Genomic DNA, 19831 nt, shown 5'->3' with positions numbered 1-19831 from the left:
GCCCGCGGTTTCATGTTAAAGGCGGCAAAGCGGCCGGCGGCAGCCTATGGGGCTGCTCGCCTTGTCGTTCGCAGCCTTCAATACGGCTGCCGTGGCGCAAAGCCCGCTTGATGCCGTTCGTCATCAGAATCAGTCGCTGGAATGGCAGGACCGGTTCCAGGCCACCATGGAAAGCCTCAATTCCCTCGACAGCGCCGAGCCGACCCTGTCGCCGCAAACGGCAGACTATATCGCGGGTGGCGATCGATCGCTATTCCCGTATCGTCCAGCAGGGCGGGTGGGGCCGCGTGTCCAGTGGCAAGACGCTGCGGATCGGCGCGCGGGATGCGCGCGTCGTTGAACTTCGCCGCCGCCTGATCGCTTCTGACGACCTGGAACAGAAGGCAGGCATGTCCGACACCTTTGATTCCTACGTGGATGCCGCTCTGCGCCGGTTCCAGCTTCGCCACGGGCTTCTGGCCGACGGTGTTCTGGGCGAATCCACCATTGTCGCGCTCAACGTTCCGGCGGATGTCCGACTGCGCCAGCTTGAAACCAATCTGGTGCGCCTGCGCTCCATGTCGGGCTTCCTTGGCGACCGCTACGTAATGGTCAATATTCCGGCAGCCGAAATCGAAGCGGTCGAAAACGGCCGCGTGCGTTCGCGCCATACCGCCGTCGTCGGCAAGATCGATCGGCAGACGCCGATCCTGAACAGCGAGATCTACGAGCTCAACTTTAATCCGTACTGGACCGTTCCGGTGTCCATCATCCGTAAGGACCTGATCCCGAAGATGAAGGAAGACCCGGAATATCTGGCCCGGAACAAGATCCGGATCTTCGACTGGAAGGACAATGAACTGGCCTGGCAGCAGATCGACTGGAACACCGAAGAAGCGACCCAGTACCAGTTTCGTCAGGAACCGGGCGCGGAGAATTCGCTCGGCCATGTCCGGATCAACTTCCACAACAAACACCAAGTCTATCTGCACGATACGCCGTCGAAGACTCTTTTCGGTTCCGATTACCGCTTCCATTCCTCAGGCTGTGTCCGCGTTCAGAACGTGCGCGAACTCGTGACCTGGCTGCTGCAGTCGACCACGCCGGACTGGAACCGGTCCAAGGTCGATCAGGTTATCCGGGTCGGCGAGCGTGAAGACGTGAAGCTGAAGAGGAAGATCCCGCTCTACCTGACCTACATCACGGCCTGGGCCAACGCGGAAGGCGTGGTTCATTTTCGCGAAGATATCTATAACCGGGACGACCTCTACGGTTCGACCGGCGAAGGTATCGGCGATGCGCAAGCTCGTCTGTAACCAGCCTTCTTATCTTGCTGTTTCGTCATTCCAGACAAGCGCAGCAAAGCTGCGTGCTGATCTGGAATCCAGAAATCAGTCGCGCCGAAGGCGCGCCTTTTCTCTTTTCCTTTTGTAAGTAGGGCTCGCAAATGCTCGCGCTGACATCTGGCAACTGTGTTTCACGGAGTGAACGGCACTTCATCACGAATAACTGCGTTCGCGGTTGTCAGCAGCTTTCTGGCAACCGCTATTTTGAAAGGCTTTCCGCGATTTTCAAGAGTGTCAGCGAAGGCCTTGAACCTTGAGCTTGAGCGGGAAGCGGTCACAGCCGCCATGTAAAGGGCATCCCGCACCGGTTTGCGTCCCCCGCGGATTGAGCGTTTACCGCAGAAGCGCCCGGTATCGGCGTTGAAAGGGGCAAGTCCAGCGAGTGCGGCCAGTGATTTGGCCGGTCGGGTGCCGAGCTCGGGCAAGAGGGTCATCAAGGTCACAGCGGTTACCGGACCGATGCCCGGAACAGAGCGCAGGAGCTTTTCCTGACGGGCAAGGACTGCGCTGTTGTGCAGAAGTGCTCGCATCTTTTCTTCCAGACGTGCGATCTCCCGGTCCAGCCAGGCGATATGTCGCTTCAAGCTGTCCCGTTCATCTGCAGTGGCCTCACTGAGACGCTGTTTGTCCTTTTGCCGGACGGAGACCAACTGACCGCGCCGCCGATGGACGGCTTCAAGGCGGAGGCGGGCCGGATCTCTGGGCAAAGTGGCTTCTGGGGCAAGGCTTTGGCCTAAACGGGCAAGCATGCGCGCATCGATACGGTCCGTCTTGGCCAGATGTCCGGTGGCTGTCGCAAAGGCACGTGCTCGAGCCGGATTGACCCTGGCATAGCCGATGCCGTGAACCTCCAGAGCCTTGGTCAGAACTCTGTCGTAGCGCCCGGTCGCCTCCAGAACGAAGAAGGGCGTGCGTCCATTCAACTGGCTGAGCCATCCCGCAATGTCAGTGACCGTATTGCCGATCCGAAGGGACCTGCCGGTGTCGAACAAATCCAGATGCGCTTTAGAAACGTCGCATCCAATAACGTCAGGGTGTAAAGTCATTGTGCCTATCCCTGTGCTACGAGGTCCGCGCCAACGGCCTCTATCAACTGTTCAGGTTGGGTATGTGGAACGGGCGGGGGCCAAGCCAGTAAACGGTCTTACAAGACCAGGATTCCAACGGCCTCCCGCCCGGACACACCTAAGCACAATTCCGACACACAGGATTCCAGATCAGCGTTCGGCAGCGCCTCACTTGTCTGGAATGACGGCGCGGGAGTGTGATAAATGCGGGAAGGCTTATGGAGAGAAGCAGATGAGTCGCGATGCGCCGCCTTCCGGCGAAATCTATCTTGAAATCCAGCAGATCGGACGGCAGGTCAAGATGACCGCCATTCATGCGGATACAGGGGTAGAGGTCGTCGTCTTCGGCCCGATTACCGCATCTCAGGAAGATTTGAAGCGTATTGCCGTGCGCAAGCTGCAGAGGCGCCTGGAGCAGGAAAACGGCGCCTGATACCTCTCGGGACCCAAATTTCTGTTGTTGGACCGGCCCGGTGTCAGTTTTGTGAAACTTGGCGTCGCAGTAGCCCTTGGTTCGTGCCGGTCCCTATGCTAGTTCCACGCCTGCACGGAACGTGAGGCCTCAACAGTGGCGAACGGACCGGGGCCGGAGAGAGATCCGGCAATCAGAATTCTACCAGAAAAGGATGGTGCGATGTCCTTGACAGATTCCGCGGCCGGCCAGTCTTCCCATTCGGCATTCTTTACCCGCAGCCTTGCAGAGACCGACCCGGATATTTTCGGCGCCATCGAGAACGAACTTGGCCGGCAGAGGCACGAAATCGAGCTGATCGCTTCGGAGAACATCGTTTCCCGTGCGGTCCTGGAGGCCCAGGGCTCGATCATGACCAACAAGTATGCGGAAGGCTATCCGGGCAAGCGCTACTACGGCGGCTGCCAATTCGTGGACGTGGCCGAGTCCCTTGCCATTGAACGCGCCAAGCAGCTGTTCGGCTGCAACTTCGCCAACGTCCAGCCAAATTCCGGCAGCCAGATGAACCAGGCGGTGTTCCTGGCACTGCTGCAGCCGGGCGATACCTTCATGGGTCTCGACCTCAATTCCGGCGGTCACCTGACCCACGGCTCTCCGGTCAACATGTCCGGCAAGTGGTTCAACGTGGTTTCCTACGGCGTTCGCAAGGACGATCACCTGCTCGATATGGACGAGATCGAGCGGCAGGCGCAGGAACACAAACCGAAACTGATCCTGGCCGGCGGAACAGCCTATTCGCGGATCTGGGACTGGAAGCGGTTCCGGGAAATCGCCGATTCCATCGGTGCCTACCTGATGGTCGACATGGCCCACATCGCCGGTCTTGTGGCCGGCGGCGTGCATCCGTCGCCGATCCCGCATGCCCATGTGTGTACCACCACCACCCACAAGTCCCTGCGCGGTCCGCGCGGCGGCATGATCCTCAGCAATGACGAGGACATCGCCAAGAAGATCAATTCCGCGGTTTTCCCGGGTCTTCAGGGCGGTCCGCTGATGCATGTGATCGCCGCGAAGGCAGTGGCTTTCGGCGAAGCGCTGCAGCCGGAATTCAAGACCTATGCGAAGAGCGTGGTCGACAACGCAAAGGCCCTGGCTGCGACCCTGCAGGAGCAGGGGCTGGATATTGTATCCGGCGGCACGGATAACCATCTGATGCTGGTCGATTTGCGTCCGAAGAACGCGACCGGCAAGAAGGCCGAAGCCTCGCTCGGCCGGGCGAACATCACCTGCAACAAGAACGGTATCCCGTTCGATCCGGAAAAGCCGTTCGTGACCTCCGGTGTCCGTCTGGGTACGCCAGCCGGTACCACCCGTGGTTTCGGTGTCGCCGAGTTCCGCGAGATCGGCCTGCTGATCACCGAAGTGCTTGACGGCCTGAAGGCGGCCAACAGCGAAGAGGGTAATGCGGCGGTTGAAGCGGCGGTCAAGGCGAAGGTCGAGGCTCTGACGGCCCGGTTCCCGATTTACTGAGGCCATCATGAGGGCCGGTTGAACCGGCAGGGAGCTTTCGAAAATGCGGTGTCCCTATTGCGGGGGTGACGAAACCCAGGTCAAGGATTCCCGTCCGACCGAGGATAATACGGCCATTCGCCGGCGCCGGGTATGCAACACCTGCGCCGGCCGGTTCACCACGTTCGAGCGGGTCCAACTGCGCGAACTCATGGTCCTGAAGCGGTCGGGCCGGCGGGTTCCCTTCGACCGGGAAAAGCTGATGCGCTCGGTGCAGATCGCGGTGCGCAAGCGCCCGGTCGAGCCGGAACGGATCGAGCGGATGGTGAGCGGCATCGTCCGGCAGCTGGAAAGCTCCGGGGAAAGCGATATTACTGCGGAAACCATCGGCAATCACGTCATGGAAGGCCTCAAGGGCATCGATGACGTGGCCTATGTCCGCTTCGCCTCCGTCTACAAGAACTTCCGCGAAGCCAAGGACTTCGAGGCGCTTCTGGACGAATTGAGCGGTCCGGAGCAGCAGATGCTCGACGAGAACTGATCGGGGCCGGATTTTCCGCAGAACCAGAAGTAAAGCAGTCCGTTTCATGCCATCGGCGACCAACCTCGACCTCAAATACATGGCTGCCGCCGAGCGTTATGCGCGCCGGGGGCTGGGCGTGGTCTGGCCGAACCCGCCGGTCGCAGCGCTGATCGTTGCCGAAAACGAGCGCGGGGTTCCGGTGCTTGTCGGCCGGGGTCGGACGTCGAAGCCGGGCGGGCCTCATGCGGAGGTCAATGCGCTCAGAAGCGCCGGCGACAAGGCGCGCGGTGCGACCTGTTACGTGACGCTGGAGCCGTGTTCGCATTACGGTCGGACACCGCCGTGCTCGCTGGCCCTTGTCGAGGCAGGCATCAAGCGGGTCGTCATCGGCATGCTCGATCCGAACCCGCGTGTAGCCGGGCGCGGGGTCAGGATGCTGCAGGAAGCCGGAGTGGAGGTCGTGGTCGGCGTCCACGAGGAAGCCTGCCAGCGGTTGTACCACGGCTTCACCCTGCGGATCACGCGGCAGCGGCCGCATGTGTTCCTGAAGCTCGCCGTGTCGCGGGACGGTTTCATCGGCCGGGAAGGGGCGGGACAGGTGCGGATTTCCGGCGAACTGTCCATGCGCATGGTTCATGGATACAGGGCGACCTATGATGCGATCCTGGTCGGGATCGGGACTGCCCTTGCCGACGATCCGCAGCTGACCTGCCGGCTGCCGGGCATGGCCGAGCGCTCTCCGGTCCGGGTGATCGTCGATGCCAGGGCCCAATTGCCGCTCAAGTCGAAGCTGGTGAAGACCGCTGCCGATGTCCCGGTCTGGCTGATCTGCGGCAATGGCGCCGATCCGGATCATCTGAGAGAGCTTGCCGATGCCGGCGTGCTGGTGATCCGCGTTCCGATCGATGACGGCCGTATCCACCCGTCGGTCGTCGTCAGCGCGCTGAGTGCCCGGGGCATCACCCGGCTGATGGTGGAAGGCGGGTCGCGGATCGCGAATGCGTTCCTGGACGCGGACCTTGTCGATGACCTGTGTGTCGTGACCGGCGCGGTGGACGTGGGCGAGGGCGGCATCCCGGCGCTCTCCGGCCGGGATCTTGAAACGGTCCTGAAAGACCCCAGGTTCGCACGGGTCGGTGCCGGTTATCTCGAAGATGACCGGTATATCTATCTGAGCAGGCGGGAAGCCTGAACGACGGGAAGCCTGACATGTTTACTGGAATCGTTACCGATCTCGGCGAGATCCTGAGCGTCACCAAGATCCCGGCCGGCATCCGGACCCGGATTCGCACGGCATATGATCCGGATGGCATCGACATCGGCGCATCGATTGCCTGCGGCGGCCCGTGCCATACGGTGACGGCCAAGGGGACGGACGGGCAAGGCAACTGGTTCGAGGTGGAATCGGCGTCCGAAACACTGGCACTGACCACCGCCTCGGACTGGGCGGCCGGAATGAAGCTCAATCTGGAGCGCTCGCTTGCCATCGGGGACGAGCTCGGCGGTCATCTGGTTCTAGGTCACGTCGACGGACGGGCAAGGATCGTCAAGCGGGAAGACCATGACGACTCGGTCTATTTTCAGTTCGAGGCGCCGGAGGAGTTCGCGCCCTACATTGCCCGGAAAGGCTCCGTTGCCCTGGACGGCACGTCGCTGACGGTGAACGAAGTCGACGGTCGGTTGTTCTCGGTGTTCCTGATCCCGCATACGCTCTCCGTCACCACATGGAGCGAGCGGAAGGAGGGCGATTTCGTCAATCTGGAAGTCGACATGATGGCGCGATATGCTGCGCGCCTTGCGGAATATGCCAGGCCGTCATAACAGCGCCGCAAAGTCTTATGTAACGGTATCGCCGAAACGTTCTTGCCAAGCGATGGCTGCAGGGACATATCGGGGTGGACAAATCGAGGCAGACATGGTTCCTGTCGCGACCCTCAAGACAAATGAATGGATCCATGAGCTCAAATCCGAAACTGCTGATTATCGAAGCCCGTTTCTACGATGAAATCGCTGACGCCCTTGCCGAAGGCGCGATTCAGGCGATCGAGGCCGCCGGTGCCCAGTATGATCGGATTTCCGTTCCCGGCGTTCTGGAAATTCCGGCAGCCCTTTCCATGGCCCTGACGGCGATGGAAGGAGAGGGCACGTTTTACGACGGCTTCGTGCTGCTCGGCTGCGTCATTCGCGGCGAAACCTCGCATTACGACATTGTCGCCAATGAATCGGCGCGGGTCATCATGGACCTGATCGTCGATGCGGACCTGGCCGTCGGCAATGCTATTCTGACTGTTGAAAACGCCGAACAGGCCTGGGCCCGGGCAAAGGTGGACCAGAAGAACAAGGGCGGATCGGCGGCGGAAGCAGCTCTCGCGATGATCGCCCTGCGCGAAAGGCTTGGAGTTTAACCGATGACCGACAAGGTCGATCAACCGAAGCCGCAACCGACTGCGAAAACGAACCGTCCTGCAAACAAGCGCGGCGCGGCGCGTCTGGGAGCCGTGCAGGCTCTCTACCAGATGGACGTCGGCGAAGTGTCGCTGGCCGATGTGATCAGCGAATTCACGACCTTCCGGCTCGGCAAGGAACTGGACGGCGAGCAGTACCGTGAAGCGGATGAACAGTGGTTCAAGGACATCGTTAAAGGCGTGGTTGAAGACCAGAAGTTCCTGGATCCCTTCATTCACACAGCGCTTGCCGAAGACTGGCCGCTGAAGCGGATCGACAGCCTGCTCAGGGCGATCCTGCGCAGCGGGTCCTACGAGCTGCTGCGGCGCAAGGATGTACCAGCGCGCGTGATCATCTCCGAATATATCGATGTGGCGAAAGCCTTTTTCGAGGATGACGAGCCGGGGCTAGTGAACGGTGTTCTCGACCGGCTGGCACATGATCTGCGCAAGGCGGAATTCGATGCGCCGAAGGCCGGCGGCAGCGAGGCCTGACCATGGCCGGTGACCGGCCGCACGAATTCGAGCTGATCAAGCGCTTTTTCGCGCCGCTTGCGACCGATTCCGGCAGTCTTGGTCTTGCCGATGACGCTGCAGTGTTCACACCCCGGCCCGGATATGATCTTGTCCTGACAAAGGACATGCTCGCCGCTGACGTGCATTTTTTCGCGGTTGATCCTCCGGAGGCCATCGCGCGGAAGGCGTTGCGGGTCAATCTCTCCGATCTGGCGGCCAAGGGCGCCCGGCCGAGGGGCTATCTGCTCGGTCTCGGGCTTGCCGTCGACTGGACGGCAGACTGGCTGGAACGGTTCTGCGCCGGTCTCAAAGCCGATCAAGCCGCCTATGACGTTGTGCTTTGGGGCGGCGATACGATCAAGTCAGGCGACGGTCTGCAGATATCGGTCACGGCGATCGGCGAGGTGCCGCAGGCGAGAGCAGTTCGGCGCAATGGCGCGCGGGCAGGGGATGCGCTTTATGTGTCCGGCACCATTGGTGACGGAGCAGCTGGCCTGAAGGCACGCCTCGACGGCGGCTTTGCCGCACGGTTCGGCCTCCATGACGAGGACTTGGCGCACATTCTCGACCGATATCTGCTGCCGCGTCCGCGTGTGGAGCTGGCAGAGGCGCTGAGCGATCATGCCCATGCGGCGATGGACGTCTCCGACGGGCTCTTCGCCGATGCAAAGCACATCGCCGAGGCGTCCGCGGTGGATCTCAAGATCGATCTCGATCTTGTGCCGGTTTCACCGGCGCTGGGAAAGATCCGTGAAGCGAACCCCCGGGAATTCACCGGCTTGCTCGGCGGCGGCGACGACTACGAGATCCTGGCGTGCGTTCCCGAAGCCTCGGTTGCCGCGTTTGAGGACGGCGCCGGGGCTGCGGGCTGTCCCGTGACCCGGATCGGAGAAGTCGCGACCGGCAACGGCCAAGTCGAGCTGCATCGGGGCGGTTTGCCGGTGCAATCTCCGACCGCCGGCTTTCAGCATTTCTGACGGCCGGCCTCCAAGCCGTCGCACCTTCTTGCCGTAAACGCCTTGCCAATGAAACCGGGCCTCTGATATTCGAAATCCACGGTTTCAGGCACCGGCCGCTCGCGAGCCTTTGGCTTCGGTAGAGCCTGTTTCAGAACGATACCCCGAAACCTTTTGTTCCGTTGGGGCAATGCGAGCACCCTCCATTCCCGCAGATGCCGGGATCACAAGGAATGTGAGAAAGAGGATTTCGGCATGTCGTCGGACACCGTGAAACCGAATGCCTTTGTCCATGGTCCGCTTGGCGTCATTTACGCCAAAACGGCCCTTCCCATCATCTTCGTCATGAGCATGAACGGCCTTCAGGCCGTGATCGACGCCGTTTTTCTCGGTGTGTTCGTCGGGCCGGAAGCGCTCGGGGCTGTGACGCTGATGTTTCCCTTTTTCATGATCATCATTGCACTCGCGACCCTCGTCGGGAGTGGCATGTCCAGCATTCTGTCCCGCCGGCTCGGAGCGGGAAGTTTCGACGAGGCCCGCTCGGTTTTCGCCGGGGCGCACGGGCTGGCGGTTGTCGTGTCGGGCTGCCTAATCGTGCTTTTCCTGGTCCTCGGCGGGCCGGTGACGCGGCTTGCCGCCGACGGGTCGCCGGTTCTGGAGCATCTGGGGTATGTCTATCTTCGGATCCTGGTGCTGTCGTCGCCGGTTTTCTTCGTGATGGCGGTCAATGTGGACGCGCTACGCATTGAAGGGCGTACCGGCTTCATGGCGGCCATGAGCCTGCTGGTGTCTCTGGCCAATATCGGTTTCACCTATGTGCTGATCGTGGTCATGGGGTTGGGGGTCGCCGGCTCCGCCTTCGGCACGGCACTTGCCCAGGCTTTGGCTCTGGCGATCATTGTCGTCTTTCGGGTGCGGGGACGGACGCCGTTGAGACCGGGTTCCTTGCTGCACCATAGCCCTTTGACCGGCTGGAAACGGATTCTGGCGCTTGGTGCACCGCAAAGCCTGAATTTCATGGGGATCGCGCTGGTTTCGGCTTCGATCATTGCCGCGCTGCAGCTGAGCGGCAGCGGTAATTATCAGGCGACAGTATCGGCTTATGGCATCATCACCCGCATCATGACCTTCGTGTTCCTGCCGCTTCTCGGGTTGTCTCAGGCATTGCAGGCAATCGTGGGCAACAATTACGGCGCGGAGGCCTGGACGCGCTCCAATACCAGCCTTCGCCTGGGACTGGCGATCGCGTTTGTGTACTGCATCGCCGCGGAAGGCGCGCTCGTCCTTTTTGCCGAGCCGATCGGCTTCGCCTTTGTCGACGACAGGCTGGTGGTTGGAGAAGTGGTGCGGATCCTGCCGGTGATGACGGCGATGTATTTCCTGTCGGGCCCGCTGGTCATGATTGCCATCTATTTCCAGTCCATCGGCGACGCGGGACGGGCGGCGGTGCTCGGACTGGCCAAGCCCTATGCCTTCGTCATACCCATGATCTTCCTGCTTCCGCTTGCGTTTGGCGAAGTGGGGATCTGGATGGCGACGCCCGTTGCCGAAGTCCTCCTTTTCGGGCTGACGACTGTTGTGCTGGTCGCAACGGCCCGCAGCCGGAACCTGAGATGGGGGCTGTTCGTCACCGAGGCATGAAGGGGAGGGAGAGCCTGAGATGTTTTTGGCTCGCCAATTATTACGTCTAGTTGCGCTCCCCTGAAATTAGGGGCTGTCAAACCCGGCGCGCTCGTGTAGGCATGACAGCTCTCTTTAAAAAGACGTTCGTATTCTCAGGAACAGACATGTCTGCCACTGCCGCTGCTTCCCACGGGTTCATCGATGACCGGCTTGCCAAGCGCAATGCCCTCTTGCTCGCCTTCGCCCAGGCGCTGGGCGGTGCATCCGCCTCCATCGTGATCGCCACGGGATCGCTGATCGGCAGCAGCCTTCTGGGAAGCGACAAGTCGCTGGCAACCCTGCCGGTCTCCGCCTTCGTGCTTGGGACGGCCATCGGGACCCTGCCGGCCGGGGCAATCATGCGCCGCTTCGGGCGGCGGGCCGGCTTCATGGGGGCGGCCGCATTCGGCATTTTTGCGGCATTGCTTGCGTCGTTCGCGGTGTTCCAGGGCAATTTCCCGCTGTTCATCGTCGCCTGTAGCGGCAGCGGATTTGTCGGTGCTTTCGTGCAGCAGTTCCGTTTTGCCGCGGCGGATACGGCAAGCGACGCATTCAAGCCGAAGGCGATTTCATGGGTGCTTGCCGGCGGCGTCCTGGCGGGCGTTGTCGGTCCGCAGACGGTGATTATCACCAAGGACATGTTCTCGCCGATCCTGTTTGCCGGCACCTATCTGGCGCAAGCCGGACTTTCTTTTGTCGCCCTGCTACTGGTCTCCTTTATCAGGATCCCGAAGCCGGTGAAGGCGCCGGGGGGAACTCACGGCGGTCGGCCGATCCGCACGATCATGGCGCAACCCCGTTTCATCGTCGCGGCCGCCTGCGGCATCTGTTCCTATGCCCTGATGAGCCTGGTGATGACGGCAACGCCGCTGGCCATGATCGGCTGCGGCCTGTCTTCGACCGATGCGGCGCTGGGCATTCAGTGGCACGTGCTGGCCATGTTCGGTCCGAGCTTCTTCACCGGCAACCTTATTGCCCGTTTCGGCAAGGAGCGGATCGTCACCATCGGCCTGGCCCTGCTCGGTGGCTGCGCCATTATCGCACTCATGGGCGTGGAGCTTGTCCATTTCTGGAGCGCGCTCATTCTGCTTGGTCTCGGCTGGAACTTCGGTTTCATCGGCGCTACCGCCATGCTGACGGATACTTATCGTTCCGAGGAACGCAACATGGTGCAGGCGACCAATGATTTTCTGGTCTTCGGATGTGTGGCCTTCGCGTCCTTTTCTTCCGGGGCGCTGCTCAACCATTTCGGTTGGGCAACCGTGAACTGGCTGGTCTTCCCCTTCGTCGTCCTGTGTGCCGTGCTCCTCGGCTGGCTGGTCTTCCACGAGAAGAAGCATGTTGCGGTCTGACAACCGGATCAGAAAAGTCAAAATAAATTCCGACGAAATTGCTGCGGTGCACCGTATTCTGCCCTAAAGGCAAGTGTGTGTAATCCCTAAGAGTAACTTGACGGCTGTTGCCGATCTGTTGCTATCGTGTGGACCATTGACGCGCCGCATCCATGTGGCGCTGTTTTGGGCTGGCCGAAAAACAAAAAGACAAACGGCCTGCTGCACAATTGGGAGGAATTATGAACGAGATAATGATCGTTATCATCGTCTGTGGTCTGCTGTCAGTGGCATATGGGGCCTGGGCGATCCAATCCGTGATGGCAGCGGATGCCGGCACGGAACGCATGCGGGAGATAGCGGGGGCAATTCAGGAGGGGGCGCAGGCCTATCTCACCCGCCAGTACACAACCATTGCCATCGTGGGGGCCGTGGTCTTCGTCATTGCCTGGCTGTTGCTGTCTGCAACGGCGGCCTTTGGCTTCCTGATTGGCGCGGTGCTCTCCGGGACTGCGGGTTTCATCGGCATGATGGTATCCGTGCGCGCCAATGTGCGGACCGCGCAGGCGGCAAGCCAGAGCCTCGGGGCGGGTCTTGAGATCGCGTTCAAGTCCGGCGCCGTGACCGGTCTTCTCGTCGCCGGCCTCGCACTGCTCGGTGTCGCGGTCTATTTCGCGATCCTGACAGGACCGATGGGCCATGCGCCGACGGACCGTGTGGTGATCGACGCCCTCGTTGCCCTCGGCTTCGGGGCTTCGCTCATATCGATCTTCGCCCGTCTCGGCGGCGGCATCTTCACCAAAGGGGCGGACGTCGGCGGCGATCTGGTCGGCAAGGTCGAAGCCGGTATTCCCGAAGACGATCCGCGCAACCCGGCGACGATTGCCGACAACGTGGGCGACAATGTCGGGGACTGCGCCGGCATGGCGGCCGACCTGTTCGAAACCTACGCGGTGACCGTGGTCGCCACCATGGTTCTGGCGTCGATCTTCTTCACGGGTGGTGCGGCTATCGATCTGATGCTGCTGCCGATGGTGATCGGCGCGAGCTGCGTGGTGACATCCATCATCGGCACCTTCTTCGTGAAGCTCGGCTCGAACAACTCCATCATGGGGGCGCTCTACAAGGGTTTCATCGCGACGGCGGTTCTGTCTGCGGTCGCGCTGTTCATCATCACCTTCTTCTGGCTTGGCTTCGACACGACCTATGAGACGTCGGGCGGCACGGTCTTTGCCGCGCGGCACTTGTTCTACTGCGGCCTCGTCGGTCTGATCGTGACCGGCCTGATCATCTGGGTGACGGAATATTACACGGGCACCAATTTCCGCCCGGTGAAGTCCATCGCCCAGGCATCGGTGACCGGACACGGCACCAACGTGATCCAGGGGCTGGCGATCTCGCTTGAGGCAACGGCGCTTCCAGCACTGATCATCATTGCCGGGATTCTGGTCGCGCACTCGCTGGCAGGTCTGTTCGGCATTGCGATCGCGGTGTCCACGATGCTGGCGCTGGCCGGCATGGTCGTTGCGCTCGATGCCTTCGGACCGGTGACCGACAACGCCGGCGGTATCGCCGAAATGGCGGACCTCCCTGCAGAAGTCCGGTCCACGACAGATGCGCTGGATGCGGTCGGCAACACCACCAAGGCCGTGACCAAGGGTTACGCCATCGGGTCCGCAGGTCTCGGTGCGCTGGTGCTGTTTGCTGCCTATACGGAGGACCTGAAGTTCTTCTCCGCCAATGCGGCGGAAGGATCGGTGTTCCACGGCATCAATGTGGAAACGCTGTTTAACCTGTCCAACCCCTACGTCGTGGCCGGTCTGCTCTTCGGCGGCCTGCTGCCCTATCTCTTCGGCGGCATTTCCATGACCGCCGTGGGCCGGGCGGCGGGATCCGTGGTCGAGGAGGTCCGGCGCCAGTTCAAGGAAAAGCCGGGCATCATGCAGGGCACGGAACGTCCGGACTATGGTCGGGCGGTCGACATGCTGACACGGGCGGCGATCAAGGAAATGATCATACCGTCCCTGTTGCCGGTGCTGTCGCCGATCGTCGTGTTCTACGTGGTTCGCGCCGTGGCGACACCGGCCGATGCCTTCGCCGCGGTCGGTGCCATGCTGCTCGGCGTGATCGTGACCGGCCTGTTCGTGGCAATCTCCATGACCGCCGGCGGCGGCGCCTGGGACAACGCCAAGAAGTCCTTCGAGGACGGCTTCATCGACAAGGACGGTGTCAAGCACGAGAAGGGGTCAGAGGCCCACAAGGCTTCGGTGACCGGCGATACGGTGGGTGACCCTTACAAGGATACGGCCGGTCCGGCCGTCAACCCGATGATCAAGATCACCAACATCGTGGCGCTGCTGTTGCTCGCCGTGCTGGCGCATCACTGATCGGATTGTCTCTGCAAAAACAGAAAGCCCCGGCAAACCGCCGGGGCTTTTTCGTTTCGTCCGGAGGTCCGGAACCTGACTTCCGAGACCGGGGTCAGAGACCCAGGCTCGGGTTCGTGGCGCCCTTCAGGATCTGGCTGAGGAAGCCGTAGTCCGTACCGCCGGTGCGGGTCTTGCGGGTGATGAGATCGACGATCTTACCGTCCTGGAGACCGTAATTCGCGATATCGCGGACATAACCTTCCTCATCGAAATAAACAGCGACAACCCGCTGCTCGACGATGTCAGGTGCCATGAAGGCCGTGGTTTCTGTGACCTGGGAGATATAGTAGTAGGCGTCGCCATTCAGACTGGACGTGGTCGAAGGCGATCCAAGCACCAGTTCCACCTGCTCCTTACTGGACCCGACCTGCACCTGATTCAGCATGTCGGAGTTCACCACATGGCCGTGGGTGTAGGAGGTCGTGAAACAGCCGCCCAGCGGCAGGCTGATCAGAAGCGGAATAATCAGGGCGTGGGCCTTTATCGTCATACTCGTCTCTTGTCTTCCTGTGGGCCGGTCCGTTTTCCTGACGCGGCAAACCTTGCGGTGCTTTCTTCAAATTCGTTTCTTGGCAAAGTCCCTATCGTGGGATAGGGCACATGGCAATACAAGTTTGTATCCAATCGTCTTGAACTAGATCCGGAGACCGCAATGCTTTTCGGCCTTTTTCGCCGTCGTCCGCGTGAAGGCGAGTACAAGACCTACGATGAGATCGTGGCTCAAGCGCGGCAGCCGGTATTTTATACCGATTACCGTGTTCCCGACACGCTGGACGGGCGTTTCGACCTGATTGTTGCCCACGCCGTTGTCTTGTTTCAAAGACTTGCGGGCGAAAACAAGACAGTTTCGGAATTCTCGCAGGGCGTGTTCGACCTGTTCTTCCATGACATGGATGCGAGCCTGCGCGAGATGGGAGTGACCGATACCCGGGTTCCCAAGAAGGTCAAGGCGATGGGCGAGGCATTCTACGGCCGTGCGGATGCCTATGCGCCCTGTCTGGCGAATGACGATGTCGCCGGTCTTTCCGAAGCGCTCAGCCGCAATATCTATACCGATGCGCCGGACAAGGTCGCTGAACGCGCCCTTGCGCAGTATTTGTTGGCCGCCTCAAAGGCGCTCGCGGCCAAGGACACGGCAGAGCTGATGACCGGCAAGCTGGACTGGCCGGAACCGGCAGCCTTTGCGCCGGGCGAAGAAACAGCGCCCGGCCGAAACGACGGACAAAACCAATGACAGCCGAAAAATTTCCTTTTTCCCACAAGGTGAATGCGGAACGCTTGGGCGACCGCGAAGAGACGATCGTGATCGAGCCCGACAAGGCAGCGCTGAAGCGGATTGCAGAGGCGAACGGTTGTTTGAATGTCGGCAGCCTTCGTGCGGAACTGACCCTGAAGCCCTGGCGCAAGGCCGGTGTTCGCGTGGTCGGAACGATCGAGGGTACCATCACCCAACAGTGTGTGGTCACACTGGAACCGTTCGAACAGGATATTTCGGAAGAAATTGACCGGACGTTCGAGCCTGTCTCCAGCCGGCCGCGCCGCCCGCGTGATCTCAATGACGAGGGCGAGATCGAAATCGACCTCGAAACGCTCGATCCGCCGGATGTGATGGTGGACGGCGTGATTGATCTGGGAGCGCTTATCTGCGAACAACTGGCGCTGAGCATCGATCCGTTTCCGCGCAAGCCAGGTGCCGTGTTCGAGCAGGAAGAGGAAACCGACAGCGGCGAGGAAGAGGGCAAGCCGTCCCCGTTCGCAGCCCTTGCCAAACTCAAGCAGGACCCTGAGCAGTCGTAATAAATTAACGGTTGTCACGCGGTTGGAAACGGTTATGTTCGCGTGCGTTTGATTGCCTTGCCGGCCTTCCGGCAAGGGAGGAACAGGCGATGGCTTTCTCAAAGCCCTGCCTGCAGAGAGTTTCAAAAGACCCGGTCGATGGCGAAAACCATTCCAATATCCCTCGATGTCATGGGCGGTGATTCCGGCGCGGAGGTGGTTATCCCCGGCGCGGAGATCGCACTTGTCCGCCATCCCGACATTCGCTTTGTGCTTTATGGCAATGAGAAGGTGGTGCTGCCGCTTCTGGAGAAGTATCCGCGGGTGAGGGATGCCTCGACCTTTCATCATTGCGACGTATCGGTCGCCATGGATGCCAAGCCGAGCCAGGCCCTGCGTCAGGGACGGTGGCGGTCCAGCATGTGGCGCGCGATCGAGGCGGTCAAAAGCGGTGATGCGGCCGTGGCTGTTTCCGCCGGCAACACCGGCGCGCTGATGGCCATGTCGAAGTTCTGCCTCAGGACCATGGCCAATATCGAGCGGCCGGCAATCGCGGCGATCTGGCCGACGGCGCGCGGCGAATCCGTCGTCCTCGACGTCGGAGCGACCATCGGGGCGGATGCCCAGCAACTGATCGACTTCGCCATTCTGGGCGGCGCCATGGCGCGGGCCCTGCAGGGCCTCGAAAGCCCGACCGTTGGGCTGCTCAACATCGGCGTGGAAGAGGTCAAGGGGCTGGAAGAGGTGCGCACGGCCGGACGGCTTCTGCGGGAAACCAAGCTGAGGAAGCTGACCTATGCAGGATTCGTTGAGGGCGACGATATCGGCAAGGGAACCGTCGATGTTGTCGTAACGGAAGGATTTGCCGGTAATATCGCGCTGAAAACCGCGGAAGGCACGGCGAAGCAGATTGCCGGATACCTGCGTTCGGCCATGAACCGGACGTTCATGTCGAAGATCGGCTACCTGTTTGCAAAAAGTGCATTCGACCGGCTTCGGGACAAGATGGATCCGCGCAAGGTGAACGGCGGGGTTTTCCTCGGCCTCAACGGCATCGTCATCAAGAGCCATGGCGGGACGGATGCCGAAGGCTATGCCGCGGCGATCGATCTTGCCTATGACATGGTGCGCAACGAACTGCTACACAAGATCGCTCAGGATCTCGTGCATTATCATCGCGGCCGGTTCGCCGACGCCGCGGCTAATTCGGAAGGTGATTTGTGAGCGTAATCCGTTCGACCGTAATCGGCTGCGGCAGCTATCTGCCGGCCAAATGCCTGACCAATGCAGAACTTTCCGCGATGGTGGATACCTCCGACGACTGGATCGTACAGCGGACGGGCATCCGGCAGCGCCATATTGCAGCCGAAGGCGAAGTGACCTCCGACCTGGCCCTCAATGCAGCGCGTGCCGCACTTGAAAATGCGGGCATGGATGCTCAGGACATCGATACCATCATCCTGGCAACGGCGACGCCTGATTACACGTTTCCGGCAACGGCTGTAACGGTCCAGGCGGGTCTGGGTATCCATCACGGAGCCGCCTTCGACGTGCATGCGGTCTGTTCGGGCTTCGTATATGCCCTGACCACCGCCGACGCCTATATCCGCTCCGGGATGTCGAAGCGGGTGCTGGTGATCGGTGCGGAGACCTTCTCCCGGATTCTGGACTGGAACGACCGGACCACCTGTGTCCTGTTCGGTGATGGCGCCGGCGCGGTGGTTGTCGAGGCTTCGGAAGGGGCCGGCGACATTACCGATCGCGGCGTTCTGACGTCCCACCTGCGTTCCGACGGTCGTCACAAGGAAAAGCTTTATGTGGATGGCGGGCCGTCCGCGACACAGACCACCGGTCATCTGCGCATGGAAGGTCGTGAGGTCTTCAAGCATGCAGTCGGCATGATCACCGATGTGATCGAGGACGCGTTCAACGAAACCGGAACGACGGCGGAAGACCTGTCCTGGTTCATTCCCCATCAGGCAAACAAGCGGATCATCGATGCGAGCGCCAAGAAGCTCGGGATCGCGCCGGAAAAGGTCGTGACGACCGTCGATAGACACGGCAATACATCGGCCGCATCAATTCCGCTTGCGCTCGATACGGCTGTCCGGGACGGACGGGTGAAGCGCGGCGACCTGGTGCTTCTGGAGGCCATGGGCGGCGGATTTACCTGGGGTTCCGTCCTCTTGCGCTGGTAGTCCAGTTCCGGGCAAGCCGGTCTCGGTAATTGCAACGATCGCAAGACTGGTGTTGACCGTTCCTTTGGGACGCAATACCGTAGGACTTTACAGCAAGTTCCGTTGCAAAATCAGCCAGATCACTGGCGTTTCGAGGAGGGGTTATGGGTAGCAGGACTATCACCCGCGCCGACTTATGCGAGGCGGTCTATCAGAAAGTCGGTCTTTCCCGAACGGAATCATCTGAACTGGTCGAGCGGGTTCTCTCCGAAATCTCCGAATGCCTGTTGAAGGGCGAATCGGTCAAACTGTCGTCCTTCGGATCTTTTGTGGTCCGCTCCAAGGGCGAACGGATCGGCCGAAATCCCAAGACCGGTCAGGAAGTTCCGATATCGCCGCGTCGCGTCATGGTTTTTAAACCGAGCAACGTGTTGAAGCAGCGGATAAACGATGCGTTGACCGGCTCTTCGTCTTCCTGATTGATGACTAAGGCGGCATGAGCTCTCAGGATAAAAGCCCGGACGCTTTTCGAACGATCAGCGAAGTTGCGGACGATCTGGATCTGCCGCAGCATGTCCTTCGTTTCTGGGAAACGCGGTTTTCCCAGATCAAGCCCCTGAAGCGCGGTGGTGGCCGTCGCTACTACAGGCCGGACGATGTGGAGCTCTTGCGCGGGATCCGCCATCTGCTTTATGGCGAAGGGTATACGATCAAGGGTGTGCAGCGAATCCTGAAGGAGCAGGGCGCTCGCTTCGTGATGCAGATCTGGAAAGAGGATGCGATCCCCGTTCCGGTCTTGCAACAGGCGCCGGTTCAGGATGGTTCGCACATCGATGAACATGCAGAACAATCCGGGAAACCGGAGAAGCTGATTCCGGCAGAGGCCAGTACGGTCGAGATCGCTGAAGGCGAGACGCCCCTGCCGAAAGACGTCCTCGCCGAGACACTCGTCCGGAATGCGGAGCCGGCCAAATCCGGCGGCTTACGCTTCATGGAACGGTTTCGTCCTGAAAAGGAGGGCGAAGGAGCGGCGGGCGCGTCCGAGGCTTTGTCCAAGGATGACGTCCGCCGTCTTCAGGCGACCCTGTTCGAGCTGCTGGAATGCAAGCGCGTTCTGGATCAGGCGCGCTGAGTTTTCCAAAGCCTGTTTTCGGTTTCGAACGAGGCAACGCATTCGGAGCGGCAGTATTCAATCTTTTCCAAACAAACTACTGAATTCTTTTTCGCCATTTCTTGTCGATAAAGGGTGGTCGTGATACGGTTTTGTTAACCATGATCGAATAACTAATCATGGTTTGATGCGGAGCGTATGGCCATGTTTTTAATTCTTATTGCCGCGATTGTATTTTACGCGGTCATGAGCTTGTTATTTTTTATTTTTTCTGTTTCCGAAATGATCGAAAATCGTAACGGCAACGCTGTGAAGATCATTTTCGCCGTCGTATATTCGGCATTCTGGCCGGTAACACTTGTTGTGGTCAGTACCGCTCTTTTCGTGAAGCGGTCGTTTCGAAGAATCGCAGCGATCTCCAGCTAGTTCCGTTCGGACAATACCGACCGAAAAAGCGGAGCAGAGACCAGCACAAAAGCTGGCCATAATCACCATATTGCGTGGAATTGTTGGTCGGGCAGGCCGGATTTGAACCGACGACCCCTTCACCCCCAGTGAAGTGCGCTACCAGGCTGCGCTACTGCCCGAACGCG

General features: G+C 60.4%; 19 protein-coding genes, 1 tRNA gene and 1 pseudogene. 18 read left to right on the top strand and 3 right to left on the bottom strand.

Translation table 11 applies throughout. The annotated features are described in order from the left end of the window. Positions 1-46: 46 nt before the first annotated feature. A pseudogene (locus tag ABIN98_RS24300) lies at positions 47-1295 on the top strand (murein L,D-transpeptidase). Between the two features lie 161 nt (positions 1296-1456). Here the strand turns inward: ABIN98_RS24300 and ABIN98_RS24295 are convergent. After that, the gene (locus ABIN98_RS24295) at positions 1457-2371 is read right to left on the bottom strand and encodes an IS110 family transposase (protein WP_346914017.1); all 915 of its coding nucleotides are present in this window, start codon (positions 2369-2371) and stop codon (positions 1457-1459) included. A gap of 253 nt (positions 2372-2624) precedes the next feature. Here ABIN98_RS24295 and ABIN98_RS24290 point away from each other — a divergent pair, with 253 nt between their 5' ends. The 11 genes from ABIN98_RS24290 to ABIN98_RS24240 all read left to right on the top strand — a co-directional run bounded on the left by ABIN98_RS24290 (position 2625) and on the right by ABIN98_RS24240 (position 14132). Continuing rightward, positions 2625-2825 carry a DUF6898 family protein gene (locus tag ABIN98_RS24290; protein WP_346914015.1) on the top strand — a complete coding sequence of 67 codons (201 nt, stop codon included), beginning with the start codon at positions 2625-2627 and terminating at the stop codon, positions 2823-2825. Positions 2826-3026: 201 nt separating this feature from the next. Then, positions 3027-4334 carry a serine hydroxymethyltransferase gene (gene glyA / locus ABIN98_RS24285; RefSeq protein ID WP_346914013.1) on the top strand — a complete coding sequence of 436 codons (1308 nt, stop codon included), beginning with the start codon at positions 3027-3029 and terminating at the stop codon, positions 4332-4334. A 43-nt stretch (positions 4335-4377) separates the two neighbouring features. Continuing rightward, a complete protein-coding gene (gene nrdR, locus ABIN98_RS24280; protein WP_346914011.1) occupies positions 4378-4854 on the top strand; it encodes a transcriptional regulator NrdR in 477 nt (158 codons plus the stop codon). Between the two features lie 46 nt (positions 4855-4900). Beyond that, entirely contained in the window at positions 4901-6028 is a 1128-nt protein-coding gene (ribD, locus tag ABIN98_RS24275; RefSeq protein WP_346914009.1) for a bifunctional diaminohydroxyphosphoribosylaminopyrimidine deaminase/5-amino-6-(5-phosphoribosylamino)uracil reductase RibD, read from the top strand. Positions 6029-6045: 17 nt separating this feature from the next. After that, a complete protein-coding gene (locus ABIN98_RS24270) occupies positions 6046-6657 on the top strand; it encodes a riboflavin synthase (protein ID WP_346914007.1) in 612 nt (203 codons plus the stop codon). 134 nt (positions 6658-6791) lie between these two features. Further along, positions 6792-7241: a 6,7-dimethyl-8-ribityllumazine synthase gene (gene ribH / locus ABIN98_RS24265; RefSeq protein WP_346914005.1), complete on the top strand. Its 450-nt coding sequence runs from the start codon at positions 6792-6794 to the stop codon at positions 7239-7241. Between the two features lie 3 nt (positions 7242-7244). Beyond that, positions 7245-7775, top strand: coding sequence for a transcription antitermination factor NusB (gene nusB / locus ABIN98_RS24260; RefSeq protein WP_346914003.1), 531 nt, complete (start codon positions 7245-7247; stop codon positions 7773-7775). A gap of 2 nt (positions 7776-7777) precedes the next feature. Then, positions 7778-8773, top strand: coding sequence for a thiamine-phosphate kinase (thiL, locus tag ABIN98_RS24255; protein ID WP_346914001.1), 996 nt, complete (start codon positions 7778-7780; stop codon positions 8771-8773). Between the two features lie 234 nt (positions 8774-9007). Next, positions 9008-10393: an MATE family efflux transporter gene (locus tag ABIN98_RS24250; protein ID WP_346913999.1), complete on the top strand. Its 1386-nt coding sequence runs from the start codon at positions 9008-9010 to the stop codon at positions 10391-10393. A gap of 146 nt (positions 10394-10539) precedes the next feature. After that, the gene (locus tag ABIN98_RS24245; RefSeq protein WP_346913997.1) at positions 10540-11766 is read left to right on the top strand and encodes an MFS transporter; all 1227 of its coding nucleotides are present in this window, start codon (positions 10540-10542) and stop codon (positions 11764-11766) included. 221 nt (positions 11767-11987) lie between these two features. Further along, a complete protein-coding gene (locus ABIN98_RS24240) occupies positions 11988-14132 on the top strand; it encodes a sodium-translocating pyrophosphatase (RefSeq protein WP_346913995.1) in 2145 nt (714 codons plus the stop codon). A gap of 94 nt (positions 14133-14226) precedes the next feature. Here the strand turns inward: ABIN98_RS24240 and ABIN98_RS24235 are convergent, their stop codons facing one another. Then, on the bottom strand, positions 14227-14664 hold the full coding sequence (locus ABIN98_RS24235) for an outer membrane protein assembly factor BamE (RefSeq protein WP_346913993.1): 438 nt from the start codon (positions 14662-14664) through the stop codon (positions 14227-14229). Between the two features lie 162 nt (positions 14665-14826). Between ABIN98_RS24235 and ABIN98_RS24230 the strand changes: the two genes are divergently transcribed. The 6 genes from ABIN98_RS24230 (at position 14827) to ABIN98_RS24205 (ending at position 19259) form a co-directional block, all read left to right on the top strand. Further along, complete coding sequence (locus ABIN98_RS24230) at positions 14827-15408, top strand: ubiquinol-cytochrome C chaperone family protein (RefSeq protein WP_346913991.1); 582 nt, start codon at positions 14827-14829, stop codon at positions 15406-15408. Beyond that, positions 15405-15971 (top strand): DUF177 domain-containing protein, encoded by a 567-nt coding sequence (locus tag ABIN98_RS24225; RefSeq protein ID WP_346913989.1) that lies wholly within the window; start codon positions 15405-15407, stop codon positions 15969-15971. The genes ABIN98_RS24230 and ABIN98_RS24225 overlap by 4 nt, the downstream gene beginning before the upstream one ends. A 138-nt stretch (positions 15972-16109) precedes the next feature. Beyond that, positions 16110-17174 carry a phosphate acyltransferase PlsX gene (gene plsX, locus ABIN98_RS24220; RefSeq protein WP_346913987.1) on the top strand — a complete coding sequence of 355 codons (1065 nt, stop codon included), beginning with the start codon at positions 16110-16112 and terminating at the stop codon, positions 17172-17174. Beyond that, positions 17171-18148: a beta-ketoacyl-ACP synthase III gene (locus ABIN98_RS24215; RefSeq protein WP_346913985.1), complete on the top strand. Its 978-nt coding sequence runs from the start codon at positions 17171-17173 to the stop codon at positions 18146-18148. The genes plsX and ABIN98_RS24215 overlap by 4 nt, the downstream gene beginning before the upstream one ends. A 143-nt stretch (positions 18149-18291) precedes the next feature. Continuing rightward, entirely contained in the window at positions 18292-18606 is a 315-nt protein-coding gene (locus ABIN98_RS24210) for an integration host factor subunit alpha (protein WP_346913983.1), read from the top strand. A gap of 17 nt (positions 18607-18623) precedes the next feature. Continuing rightward, the gene (locus tag ABIN98_RS24205; RefSeq protein WP_346913981.1) at positions 18624-19259 is read left to right on the top strand and encodes a MerR family transcriptional regulator; all 636 of its coding nucleotides are present in this window, start codon (positions 18624-18626) and stop codon (positions 19257-19259) included. Positions 19260-19748: 489 nt separating this feature from the next. Here the strand turns inward: ABIN98_RS24205 and ABIN98_RS24200 are convergent. Beyond that, positions 19749-19825: transfer RNA gene (locus tag ABIN98_RS24200), tRNA-Pro, on the bottom strand. Positions 19826-19831 lie beyond the last annotated feature (6 nt).

Source organism: uncultured Roseibium sp. (assembly GCF_963675095.2).
In the GTDB taxonomy this organism is placed as follows: Bacteria; Pseudomonadota; Alphaproteobacteria; order Rhizobiales; family Stappiaceae; genus Roseibium.
This window is presented reverse-complemented; position numbering and strand designations above follow the sequence as displayed.